At 34.7% G+C, this 11,764-nt stretch carries 11 protein-coding genes; 1 reads left to right on the top strand and 10 read right to left on the bottom strand.

Annotated features, from left to right (window positions below; translation table 11 throughout):
• Positions 1-4: 4 nt before the first annotated feature.
• The 10 genes from BUB95_RS05335 to lepA form a co-directional block, all read right to left on the bottom strand.
• Positions 5-442 carry a 3-hydroxyacyl-ACP dehydratase FabZ family protein gene (locus tag BUB95_RS05335; RefSeq protein WP_073083982.1) on the bottom strand — a complete coding sequence of 146 codons (438 nt, stop codon included), beginning with the start codon at positions 440-442 and terminating at the stop codon, positions 5-7.
• Positions 439-1,152 carry an HNH endonuclease gene (locus BUB95_RS05330; RefSeq protein ID WP_073083980.1) on the bottom strand — a complete coding sequence of 238 codons (714 nt, stop codon included), beginning with the start codon at positions 1,150-1,152 and terminating at the stop codon, positions 439-441. The genes BUB95_RS05335 and BUB95_RS05330 overlap by 4 nt, the downstream gene beginning before the upstream one ends.
• Before the next feature lies 1 nt (position 1,153).
• Positions 1,154-1,951, bottom strand: coding sequence for an enoyl-ACP reductase FabI (locus BUB95_RS05325; protein WP_073083978.1), 798 nt, complete (start codon positions 1,949-1,951; stop codon positions 1,154-1,156).
• A gap of 153 nt (positions 1,952-2,104) precedes the next feature.
• Positions 2,105-3,157 carry a type III polyketide synthase gene (locus tag BUB95_RS05320; RefSeq protein WP_073083976.1) on the bottom strand — a complete coding sequence of 351 codons (1,053 nt, stop codon included), beginning with the start codon at positions 3,155-3,157 and terminating at the stop codon, positions 2,105-2,107.
• The gene (locus BUB95_RS05315) at positions 3,158-3,820 is read right to left on the bottom strand and encodes a methyltransferase domain-containing protein (protein WP_073083974.1); all 663 of its coding nucleotides are present in this window, start codon (positions 3,818-3,820) and stop codon (positions 3,158-3,160) included.
• A 167-nt stretch (positions 3,821-3,987) separates the two neighbouring features.
• The gene (locus tag BUB95_RS05310) at positions 3,988-5,118 is read right to left on the bottom strand and encodes an NAD(P)/FAD-dependent oxidoreductase (protein WP_073083972.1); all 1,131 of its coding nucleotides are present in this window, start codon (positions 5,116-5,118) and stop codon (positions 3,988-3,990) included.
• Positions 5,115-5,633, bottom strand: a complete 519-nt coding sequence (locus BUB95_RS05305) for a YceI family protein (RefSeq protein ID WP_159432640.1) — start codon at positions 5,631-5,633, stop codon at positions 5,115-5,117. The genes BUB95_RS05310 and BUB95_RS05305 overlap by 4 nt, the downstream gene beginning before the upstream one ends.
• A 107-nt stretch (positions 5,634-5,740) precedes the next feature.
• Complete coding sequence (locus BUB95_RS05300; RefSeq protein WP_073083967.1) at positions 5,741-6,190, bottom strand: 3-oxoacyl-ACP synthase; 450 nt, start codon at positions 6,188-6,190, stop codon at positions 5,741-5,743.
• On the bottom strand, positions 6,187-7,305 hold the full coding sequence (locus BUB95_RS05295; RefSeq protein WP_073083965.1) for an NAD(P)/FAD-dependent oxidoreductase: 1,119 nt from the start codon (positions 7,303-7,305) through the stop codon (positions 6,187-6,189). The genes BUB95_RS05300 and BUB95_RS05295 overlap by 4 nt, the downstream gene beginning before the upstream one ends.
• 61 nt (positions 7,306-7,366) lie before the next feature.
• On the bottom strand, positions 7,367-9,163 hold the full coding sequence (gene lepA / locus BUB95_RS05290; protein WP_073083963.1) for a translation elongation factor 4: 1,797 nt from the start codon (positions 9,161-9,163) through the stop codon (positions 7,367-7,369).
• Between the two features lie 167 nt (positions 9,164-9,330).
• Between lepA and BUB95_RS05285 the strand changes: the two genes are divergently transcribed.
• A complete protein-coding gene (locus BUB95_RS05285) occupies positions 9,331-11,736 on the top strand; it encodes a TonB-dependent receptor domain-containing protein (RefSeq protein WP_234969241.1) in 2,406 nt (801 codons plus the stop codon).
• Positions 11,737-11,764 lie beyond the last annotated feature (28 nt).

Below are 11,764 nucleotides of genomic sequence, written 5' to 3'. Positions count from 1 at the left end.
ATTTTTAAACTTTCATCATTCCTGAAATTAAACCTCTCGCTACCAATTCGCCTTTTTCATTTAGCATCTTGACTGTGCATTTCAACTTATTAAACCGAAACACTTCTTTTTCTGAGGTCACAGCCACTTTTTCGCCCGGTAAAACTGGCAAATAGAAATCTACTTGATGCGATGTTAAAGCTATTTGCGGTTGGTTTTCTGAATTTATTTTATCTCTCAATAAATAAATACCCAAACACACTAAGCCGATTTGAGCCATACATTCCGTTAAAATAACACCTGGTGTAATTGGGTTATTTTTAAAGTGACCTTCATAGTAAAATTCATCTGGTTTGAAGGTGTAATGACCTTTTATTCCATCTTCTGAAATTTGATTGATACCATCCACAAACAAAAACGGGTTTTGGTATGGTAAGAGTGATATGATTTGTTCTGGGTTCATTCTATTAAACAAATCTCTTTTAAGTGATAATTTAAAAACTCTAAACTTGGTTGACTTCTTATTGGTTTTCTAAATTTTAAAGGTTCAAGTATTCTTTTTATTGTAAAATCTGCCTTTTTTGAAAAAACAATATCATAACTAGAATCTAACCCAAAATAACCTTTGTCGAATAACTTATCATGTAAAACACATAAACAAATTGCGTTAGTTGCTTTCAATCTATCTTCGATTGAGATTGCCCAAGGCTTTATATGGCTGCATATCAATAAATCTTCTTTATCAATTTCACAAAAAGCACATTTACAATTATAATTTGATAATACTATCCTCCTTAGTTTATCTTGAAAAACTCTAGTTTTAACTTGACTAATTCTATCAGTTATTATATTGTTGTCTATTTCAGAAAATGAGTTAAAATATTTTTCAGACTCTTCATAAGAAGAGTCTAACTCTATTAATAAATCTAAACCCCGATTAAACTTTTTATCTTTAATTTCATATAATTCATCTATAGATTTATTTTTTAAAATTCCTTTCTTTTCTTTCTTAATATTATAGCTATGCAATATCTCCATTGCCACAAAACCGCCACCTCTAGCCAAATACGGAATATCTAAAATGTCTTTTTCTATTTGTCTGTGACTTAAAGAGTCTTTCAAAAAAGCCTTTAAAACTTTGGCCTTTGTATATGAATCAAATGTTTTTTTCATACTAACTCAAATGTTCTCCACCATCCACAGGAATAACTGTTCCTGTAATCCAAGCGGCTTCGTCTTTACTTAATAAATAAACAGCATTTGCCACATCTTCCGGTAAGGTTAATCGCTTATTTGGATTTCGTTTTAAGGTGTGTTCTATAATTTTTTCACTTCCAGGAATCATTCGTAATGACGATGTGTCGGTTACGCCTGCTTGGATGCAATTGGCTTTTATGCCGAATGGCGCAAACTCCAGAGCGATGTTTCTGGTTATAGCTTCTAGCGTCACTTTAGCTGCCGAAACTGCGGCATAATTTTGCCACGCTTTGCTATTGCCTTCGCTTGTAAAACTTATAATTCTGGTGTCTTCAGTAAAAAGTTTAGCGTCAAAAAGTGCTTTCGTCCAATCGTATAAACTAATACCCATTGCATTAATGGTCAAAGCAAAATCATCGTGTTTTAAAACGGGGCTATCTTCTGAAGCCATTGGTTTTAAATTGCCTTTTGCAACGCTATGTACAAAGGTTTTAATCTTGTGTTGACTTCCAAACTCAGATTGTAAAGCTTCGATTACAGCGGTTCTTTTTTCTGGTTTAAAAGCATCTGTGTTAAAGGATTTAAAAGCAACGCCTTGTTGTTTTATAATTTTAAATTCAGCTTGTATTTCGTCCTCTTGCATGCGCGGATTCCGATGAACGATACAAATATTCATACCGTGTTTGGCTAGCTTTTTAGCTGTTGCTAAACCTAAGCCTGAACTTCCACCGAGGATTAATGCCCACTGGTTTTTATTTTTAAATTCTTTAGTCATAATTTATCTAAAATTAAGATGCTTCGACATGCTCAGCATGACATTTAACCTTGGTTTTGTCTTTATAATTTATAATCAAAATTGGTTTCTTCAATTAATTGATACACTAAAATACTGATAGTAATTCTTTTGTCAGTCTGAGCTTGTCGAAGACTACCATTCCAACAAAATTCGTTGCGCTGAAAAACCAGGCCCAAAACTAAGCATGACACCTTTATCGCCTTTTGGTAAATCTCTATCCATAAAACGTTCTAACACATATAAAACAGTGGCACTACTCATGTTTCCGTAAAGGCGTAAAACCTCTTTGGTGTCGTCTATATTTTTTCCTAATTCTCCGAATAAATCTTCAACGGTTTGTACTATTTTTTTTCCACCTGGATGAAATACCAAATGGTCGATATCTTCAATTTTTAAATTGTTTTTCTCTAAAAACGGATGAATAATCTGCGGGAAATGGTCGGCAATCGTTTGTGGTACCGATTGGTCCAGTACCATTTGCAAACCTGTGTTTCTTAACTTAAAACCCATCATATGATTCGCATCGTAAAAGTGATACATGGCTTCATCTTTAATTTCAGGCCCTTTTTCATCCTCATAAGATGATAAAATTACACTCGCACATCCATCACCAAAAATAGCTGCACTGACAATGTTTACCATGGAATAATCTTCTAACTGAAAGGTGGCCGTTGGGGATTCTACCGCAATCACAGCAGCACGTTTGTTGGGGTTTGCTTTAAGAAAATTCTTTGCATATATAATACCCGAAACCCCTGCCGCGCAACCCATTTCGGTTACGGGTAAACGTACGATGTCTTGTTTCATTTTGAGACTATTAATCAAATACGCATCTAGAGACGGAATCATGATTCCCGTGCAACTCACGGTGATGATATAGTCTATGTCAGTAGCTTTTAAGCTCGCTTTATCTAAGGCTTTTACCAAGCTTTTTTCAGCCAATTTTATGCTTTCTCTTATGTATATATCATTTTTTTCTTCAAAGGATGTTTTTAAAAATACCTCTTCTGGTCCCATAATAGAATAGCGTTTGTCAACCGCAGCATTTTCAAAAATCTTAAGGACTTTTCGTTTAAAACGCTCGTCTTGTCCTTCTAGCCAAAGCTCGACAAAAGGCAGAATGTCTTTGGTTTCTCTTGTATGTTCTGGCAATTGTTTTGCCACTGATGTAATGCGTACTGCCATCTATGTTTTTATTAACCATTGGTAACGGAATGCCCATTTCCAACGGATTTCTGATTTGAGGTTTAATTTTTTTGTTAGGTTTTCTAAGTCTTTTCTTTTGAAGGCTCTTAAAATTGAAGTTAGCCCATCTTCAACTATCATTTGGTTAGAAATTACCAAACTTAACAACTTGAACAAACCGTAAGCCATTTCACTTCTGTGCAAGTCGTTAATTACTAACCCTAATCTTGCTTTGCCCGATAATTGCTTCAATAACACTTCTAATTCTTCGGTTTTAAAATGATGCAAAAACAAAGTCGCTAGAGCGATATCGTAATCTAAGTTTTTAAATTCTTTCGAAAAAATATCATAGTTTTCGAATGTAATTTCAGGATAATCTACCGACAATTCTGAAGCATAATCAATCGCATCTTGATTGGCGTCTATACCTATTAAATTGAACTGATAACGATTTTTTCTTCCAAAGTCGGCAACTAGCCTCAAAATATCTCCATGTCCACAGCCCAAATCAATAATTGTGTATGTTTTGTCTTTGGGTTGATATTGCAACAATTGCGAAACACCATCTAAAGTCACTCGATTGCCTCCTAACCATTTGTTTATTTTTCCTAGTTTGTCTAAAGTGTCGCGCAGCAGGTCGCCTTTCATGGAAAAGTCGTCCATAATTTCAGTTTTATTGCTGCGGTATGTAGTGTTTATAAACAATACTTTCAATTAATTAGTTCTCGACTGCGCTCGAACGGACAGACTTTTTTTTGACTTCGACTCTACTCAGTCATCCATCAATCTTGTTTTTCGTGGCTTCGAGAACCTCAGCCACCAGATTTACTTTAAACTTTCATAGGCTTGCCATGCGTCATTTTAATAATTTGCGGTACCAAAAATGGAAACCACCTTAACAGTACTAAAAGCTTTGGCGCTAACCAATTTTGCCGAAACAAATACGCGATTGTATGTCCCGCTTTTAATCTTAAACTAAAGGTTTTTTTCCAGCGTTTGGCGTAAGCATTTTCAAAACTTGCTCGACTGTCGAATTTTCCTTCAAGATAATCAATTATTAGCTCAGATGCTATTTGTGCGCTACGAATCGCCATTCCCATGCCATTGCCACATAAGGGATGAATCATTCCGGCGGTATCGCCACACATAATCATATGATTTTCAACCGGATTTTTAGTTTCAAACGAAATCTGACTAATGGTTAAAGGTTTTTCAAACTCTGGTTTTGAGTTTTGAAACATCTGTTTTAAAGCTTCATTTTTAAACAATACCTCGTCCTGGAACGCCTTAATATCTTTAAACTTCTTAAAAGCTTCAAAATTAGTGATGTAACACAAATTAATATAGTCGTTTTCTACTTTAGATACACCGCAATAACCACCTTTAAAGTTATGAAGTGCTACTTTTTCCTCAGGAAATTCCCCAGATACATGAATTTTCACACCCAAATAAGGCGATTTTTTTTGAATGAATTTTCGTTGAAATTTTACATCGAGATTTGAGCGTTTTCCGAAGGCACCTATGACTATTTTAGACTGAATTATTTGATTTTCTTTTGTTTCAACTTGAAAAATATCGTTATTAAAATCAACATCTTCTACAATATCCTGAAGCACTTCAACGCCGTTTTTTAATGCCAATTGGTACAACTGAAAATCCATTTTGTGTCGACTCATCCCAAAACCACCAAGTGGTAATTTGGCTGTTATTTTTTTGTTGTTATGGGTTGTTAATTCAAATTCTGAAATGCGTTTTGCACCAAATTCAAAAGGATTAAAACCTAAAAAATTGAGATACGGCAAAACTTCGTTAGATACATACTCGCCACAGACTTTATGCTTTGGATAGCCGTTTTTTTCGATGAGTAAAACCTTAAAACCTTTTTTAGAAAGATGAATGGCGCTCGTTAATCCGGCTAAACCACCACCAATAACAATTACATCTATCTCGGTTTTATTCATTGAAAGGTTTCTATATGCACAACTTTAATTTTCACAGTTTTACTCATTACAAAACTTCCTCCTCCGACATTAAAATCTCTACGGTTAATTTCAAACTCAGATGTTATTTTACGCTGAGAATCTGTGATTTCAACCTTTAATGGAATTGTAATTTGTTTTGCCTTTCCTTTAATCCTAAGATTAACTTTTGCAGAATATCTATTTTCAGCTTTTTTATATAACTCCACAACATCCATAGTAATTAATGGATACTTTGATACGTAAAAATAGTCTTCCTTAAGAAGATGCTCGTCTCTACTTTCTATTCCTGTTTCTATAGAATTAGCCTTGATTTCTCCTGTAAAATCTTCGAGATTATTGGCGTCATCAAACTTTGTGGTTACTGTAAAGCTTTTAAAAAAACCATCGACGTTAACACCTAAGTTTCTTATTTCAAAATCTATTGATGATGTATTTTGAGCAAAAATCTTAACTCCAAAACATAAAAACATCAAAACTATCAAACGTATTCTCATAGTAAATTTTATTGTGAAGTTATGACAATATTCTAAAGGCTCATAAGAGAAAAACGACAAATTAATGTACATAGCAGAAGCAATCCGTTTTTAAAACGGTATTTTTCCTAGATAATCTCTGTAATTGTGAATTGTTGCGCCCTAAACTGAATGCTATCGCCAACTTGTTTGGAAAGAAGTAGTTGACCAATAGGTGTTGCAGCAGAAATGGCGAAAAACAACTCATTATTGAACTTAATTTCGCCAACGCTAACAGCAATAAAATAGTTTGCTGAAGACGTTTTGACTATACTGCCTAAAGCTACTTTAGTGTGTATTTGTTTTGGATTGATTTTATGAAGGAGCTCTTGTTGTTTTTGAAGTTCTGCCAATTGCTGCCCTGCTTTCTCACGTTCTAATTGCAACATAGCTCTTCCCGTTTCGTGCTTATCGCCAGCCGTACTTTTTGTTTCAGATTGGAGTGAATTTTGAATGTCTGCAATTTTATTCTTGATGACTTCTAAGCGTGAGCCAAGTTGTGCTTGGCATTGGTTGTAAAGGTTTTGTTTTAACTTCATATTAATACCAAATCTGCCAAATCTTTACCTATTATGCTACCAATAGCAACACCCATTCCGCCAAGTCTTACTCCGCAAAACACATTATTGCTTAGTTGTTTTACGATTGGTTTTTTCTGGTTACCAACGCCCATGATACCTGACCAATAATGGTCAATCTTTACATCTTTTTTTGGTAAAATAGTCGTTTTTAGAAGTTCTTCTAGTTTATTTTTTACCAATTGTGTTTGTCCAAATTCTGAAGTTTCTTCTGTTTTAAAATCGAGGTTTCGACCACCACCGAAAAGAATGCGATTGTCTATATTTCTGAAATAGTAGTAGCCTTTATCGAGATGAAACGTACCTTTGATATCTAAGTTTTCTATTGGCTCTGTGATAAGAACTTGAGCGCGAGCAGGCTTAACGTTTTCATCAATTAATTTTGAAGCAAAACCATTTGTTGCAATGAGTAGTTTTTGGGTTGAAAACTCAAAATGATGGGTTTTTATTTTTACTGAATTTGCATCTTCTGAAAACGATAAAACTTCAGTAGAATTAATAATTTTGATATCTTTTTGATGCGCTTTTTGAAGTAAAGCTGCCATCATTTTACCTGTGTCTATTTGCCCTTCAAACTGATTAAAACCAAACGTATCTTGAACATTTTTAAATCCAAATTGATTGTTCTTAAAACTAAAAACCTCTGCATTGAAAATTGGTTTTAGTAAATCATTTATTTCATCTTTTTGGCTTAAACATTCCTCATAAAGTGCTTTGTCTACTTTTGTAAATAATTCGTAGCCGCCAAGTTGTTGATAATCTATGGCCTTATCTCCGAGTGTTTCTCTTAATAATTTAAGTCCGTCAACACGTTGTTTTACCAAACTAAAAACTTCTTGTTCTGAGTGTGACTCTAAGTCTGAAATCAACTCGCTTAAACTCCCAAAACAGGCAAAACCAGCATTTTTAGTACTTGCGCCTTGTGGTAAAATGCCTTTTTCGAGGATTAGAATATCTGCTTTAGGGTGATTTTCTCGTAACTGAAGCGCACAGTTTAGTCCAACAATACCACTACCGATGATAGTGAAATCGACGTTAGTTAACCATGATTTTATTTCCCAGTAGCTTAAGTTCATCTTATAAAAAAGCCTCTAAAATTTAGAGGCTTCAAAGTATAAAATATATTTGAGCTATACGCTAATCATTCAACTTTAAAACCGCCATAAACGCTTGCTGAGGAATTTCTACGTTACCCACTTGGCGCATACGTTTCTTTCCTTTTTTCTGCTTTTCTAAGAGTTTTCGTTTACGTGAGATATCACCACCGTAACATTTTGCAGTTACATCTTTACGAAGCGCTTTAATCGTTTCACGCGCAATAATCTTAGCACCTATTGCCGCTTGTACCGGAATATCAAATTGTTGGCGTGGTATTAATTCGCGAAGCTTTTCGGTCATTTTTTTACCAATATTATAGGCATTATCTGCATGAATTAATGCTGAAAGTGCATCTACAGTCTGCGCATTCAATAGTATATCTACACGAACCAATTTAGAGGCTCGCATACCAATTGGTGAGTAGTCGAAAGAGGCATAGCCTTTTGAAACCGTTTTTAATCTATCGTAAAAATCAAAAACAATCTCTGCCAACGGCATATCAAAACTCAATTCTACACGCTCTGTTGTTAGATAGGTTTGATTTGTGATTTGTCCTCGCTTTTCGATACACAAACTCATTACAGGGCCAACAAAATCGGCTTTAGTAATTATTGTTGCTTTAATAAATGGCTCTTCTACACGATTTAATGTTGATGGCTCTGGTAAATCCGATGGATTATTTACGATGATTATATCGTCCGGATTTTTATTGGTGAAAGCATGATAACTTACATTTGGTACGGTAGTAATCACCGTCATATTAAACTCACGCTCTAGGCGTTCTTGAATAATTTCGAGATGTAACATTCCTAAGAATCCACAACGGAAACCAAATCCTAAAGCAGCAGAGCTTTCTGGCTCAAATACTAGTGAAGCATCGTTAAGCTGAAGCTTTTCCATAGATGCTCTGAGCTCTTCATAATCTTCGGTATCTACAGGGTAAATACCAGCAAAAACCATTGGTTTTACATCCTCAAACCCTTCAATAGCGTTTGTAGTTGGTACTTTAGCGTCGGTAATTGTATCTCCAACTTTTACTTCACGAGCATCTTTAATTCCAGTGATAAGATAACCTACATCTCCTGCTTTTATCTCTTGTTTCTTGACTTGACTCAATTTTAGTGTCCCAACTTCATCCGCAAAATAGGTGTTTCCCGTTGCAATGAATTTAATCTGTTGGCCTTTTCTAATTTTTCCGTTTATGACTCTAAAATAGGTCTCTACACCACGAAATGGGTTATAAACCGAATCGAAAATTAAGGCTTGTAAAGGCTCGTCTTCGTTACCTGTTGGTGCGGGTACACGCTCGATGATAGCTTTAAGAATATTGTCGACTCCAAAACCTGTTTTTCCACTAGCGTGAATCACCTCTTCTGGGTCGCAGCCCAAAAGGTCTACAATATCGTCGGTTACCTCTTCTGGGTTTGCACTTGGTAAATCTACTTTGTTAAGTACAGGAATAATTTCCAAATCATTTTCAAGTGCCAAATATAAGTTTGAAATTGTTTGGGCTTGAATGCTTTGCGCTGCATCTACAATTAGCAATGCACCTTCACACGCTGCAATAGAACGAGATACTTCATAAGAGAAATCTACGTGACCAGGGGTATCTATGAGGTTTAAAACATATTCTTGACCTTCATAAGTGTATTCCATCTGGATAGCGTGCGACTTAATGGTGATGCCTCGCTCGCGCTCCAAATCCATACTATCCAACAACTGATCTTGCTTCTCTCTATCTGTAACCGCGCCTGTGTAATCTAACAAGCGATCGGCTAACGTACTCTTCCCGTGATCAATATGTGCAATGATGCAAAAATTTCTAATATGCTTCATGTAATCTTTTTCTAATGCAATTTTGATTTGCAAATATAGTTGTTTTCTAAACGGCTTACCTACCAAAAGTTACAAGAAAACTGCTACCAACTGTATATTTTCATCGATTTTAAGTAAAAAACAATTTATATCTTGTGCCGAGTTACTAACTAAATCAAAAAATCAAATTGAAGCCCCTATTTACTGCGATTTTTTTCGCGTTGAGTTTGTCCTTATTTTCTCAAGAATTTTCTTTGAAAGGAACTGTTGTTGACGAGAACCAAAGCCCTCTATCTTACGTTAATGTTATCCTTCAAAATACCGAAGACGAAACCTTTGTGAAAGGAACCAGTACCGATGATAATGGCGTTTTTGAATTAAGTAATCTAACTGCTGGAGATTATATTTTAAAAGTAAGTTTTATTGGGTTTAAAACAGTCTCTTTACCAATTTCAATTTCTGCAAATAAAATATTACCAAACATTATTTTGGTTGAAGATGCAGAATCTTTAGAGGCCGTAACAGTAACAGCAAAACGCCCAACCATTACTCGTAAACCAGACCGCTTAACTTTTAATATTGAAAATACTGCATTGACAGAAGGTACAACGCTTCAGGTTTTAAAAAGTACGCCTGGTGTTATTGTTTCCGAAGGAAGTATAAACATTAAAAGTGCGCCTGCAACCATTTTTATTAATAATCGTCGTGTGCAATTAACGTCTGACGAGTTAATTCAGCTTTTAGAAAGTGCGCCAGCAAACAGTATTAAGTCTATTGATGTAATTACAAATCCGCCTGCAAGCTACGATGCAGATAGTGGTTCAGTAATTAATATTACCATGAGCAAAAACTTGGTAACAGGCTATCGTGGAAGCATAGCTGCCAATTATACACAAGGTGTTTTTCCAAGATATAATGCGGCGACGAGTCATTATTTTAAGAATAATAAAATCAATTTTAATATCAACTACAGTTACACTCATCAAAAAATTAACCGTTCTGACAATACTGATATTGATTTTTTAGACATGTCTAATGCTTTAGAGGAGCTCTGGAATACAAGTGTGAATAGAAATACAATTTCAAAAACACATAACTTAAATCTTAATTTGGACTACTATTTAAGTGAAAATACAACGCTGAGTTTTACTTCTACAGGATTATACACACCAACTTTTGATTACAGAATAAAAAATCACACAACGATAAATGATGCTAATGGGGTTTTTGATGGTCGATTTACAGCGGATAACAACTCTGATGACGACAAATTAAATATTGGAACAGATTTAGGTTTAACCACAAATTATAAAGATGGAAGCCGTTTAAGTCTTAATGGTCATTTTACGACTTACAGCTACGAACGCGACCAAAATGTATTTAGTAACTTTTTTGATGCCAATAACACCTTTACCAACGATTCTGAATTTAACACACTTGCCAATCAAGACACTAATATCTACACGGTAAAAGCAGATTATTCATTGCCTTTAAGTGAAAGTTCAACTTTTGATGCCGGTGCAAAATATTCTAATGTTACTACAGAAAGTTCCATTTTTAGAATAGATATTGTTAACGGCAGTGAAGTTATAAATACCGCAAATAGTAATGCTTTTGACTATGACGAAAACGTATTTGCTGGCTATGTAAATTACAGTAAATCTTGGGAAAATTGGGATTTGATTTTAGGTGTACGTGCTGAACAAACTAATGTCGAAGGTTTTTCACCAACCTTAAACCAAACTAATACTCAAGATTATTTTGAATGGTTTCCTAATGCGAGTATTTCTCATAATTTCTCAGATAATTTTAGTCTATATGGAAACTACAAGCGTAGTATCACACGTCCAAATTATACTAACTTAAATCCATTTACATTTTTTATAAATGAAAACACAACTGTTGAAGGAAATCCTGCCTTGCAACCTACATTTTTAGACCATTTTGTTATCGGTACGAGCTTTTATGAGTACTTCACTATTGAAGCCTACTACATGAATTATGATGGTGCAATTAATGAAATACCAAGGCAAGATAACACCAATAACATATTAACCTATACACCTGTTAATTTTGACAAAAATGTAGATTTTGGATTTGATTTCTTATTAGACATTGACATCACTAATCGTTGGAATATTTACTTTGCAACTTCATTTTATAATATTACAGAAGAATCAAGTTTTGGGACAGACTCTATAGATTTAAGCCGTTGGTCTAACTATACAGAAATGTCCAACAACCTCACACTTTTGGAAGATAATAGTTTAAACCTGAATTTATCACTTGCTTGGGTGGGTAAAAATCTTTATGCCTTACAAACTGTTGAAGATAGACTAGCTACGGGTCTTAGTGTGACTAAAACGATATTAAATAAAAACGGGATAATTTCTTTGTCTTTTGAAGACTTATTCAATTTTCAAGACGAACGAAGAACTGTGAGATATCTTAACCAATCTAATAGACAAAACATCGACAAGGATAATCGCTTTGTGAGATTAGGTTTCCGTTACAAGTTTGGTAACACAAAATTGAGTACTAATGAGCGCACAACTTCTGCCGAAGAGCGTGATAGGATTAAGGATTTGGATTAGAAGCATGAGATGCTGAATCAAGTTCAGC

The sequence above is a fragment of the Winogradskyella jejuensis genome, from assembly GCF_900129745.1.
GTDB lineage: Bacteria > Bacteroidota > Bacteroidia > Flavobacteriales > Flavobacteriaceae > Winogradskyella > Winogradskyella jejuensis.
Note: the sequence above shows the minus strand (reverse complement) of the source record. Positions and strands in the feature narration are given on the sequence as shown.

Excerpts from the sequence above, each read along its gene's own strand:
- lepA (WP_073083963.1), bottom strand. The coding sequence starts at position 9,163 with ATGAAGCATATTAGAAATTTTTGCATCATTGCACATATTGATCACGGG.
- BUB95_RS05300 (WP_073083967.1), bottom strand. The coding sequence starts at position 6,190 with ATGAAGTTAAAACAAAACCTTTACAACCAATGCCAAGCACAACTTGGC.
- BUB95_RS05330 (WP_073083980.1), bottom strand. The coding sequence starts at position 1,152 with ATGAAAAAAACATTTGATTCATATACAAAGGCCAAAGTTTTAAAGGCT.
- BUB95_RS05305 (WP_159432640.1), bottom strand. The coding sequence starts at position 5,633 with ATGAGAATACGTTTGATAGTTTTGATGTTTTTATGTTTTGGAGTTAAG.
- BUB95_RS05325 (WP_073083978.1), bottom strand. The coding sequence starts at position 1,951 with ATGACTAAAGAATTTAAAAATAAAAACCAGTGGGCATTAATCCTCGGT.
- BUB95_RS05295 (WP_073083965.1), bottom strand. The coding sequence starts at position 7,305 with ATGAACTTAAGCTACTGGGAAATAAAATCATGGTTAACTAACGTCGAT.
- BUB95_RS05320 (WP_073083976.1), bottom strand. The coding sequence starts at position 3,157 with ATGGCAGTACGCATTACATCAGTGGCAAAACAATTGCCAGAACATACA.
- BUB95_RS05310 (WP_073083972.1), bottom strand. The coding sequence starts at position 5,118 with ATGAATAAAACCGAGATAGATGTAATTGTTATTGGTGGTGGTTTAGCC.
- BUB95_RS05315 (WP_073083974.1), bottom strand. The coding sequence starts at position 3,820 with ATGGACGACTTTTCCATGAAAGGCGACCTGCTGCGCGACACTTTAGAC.
- BUB95_RS05335 (WP_073083982.1), bottom strand. The coding sequence starts at position 442 with ATGAACCCAGAACAAATCATATCACTCTTACCATACCAAAACCCGTTT.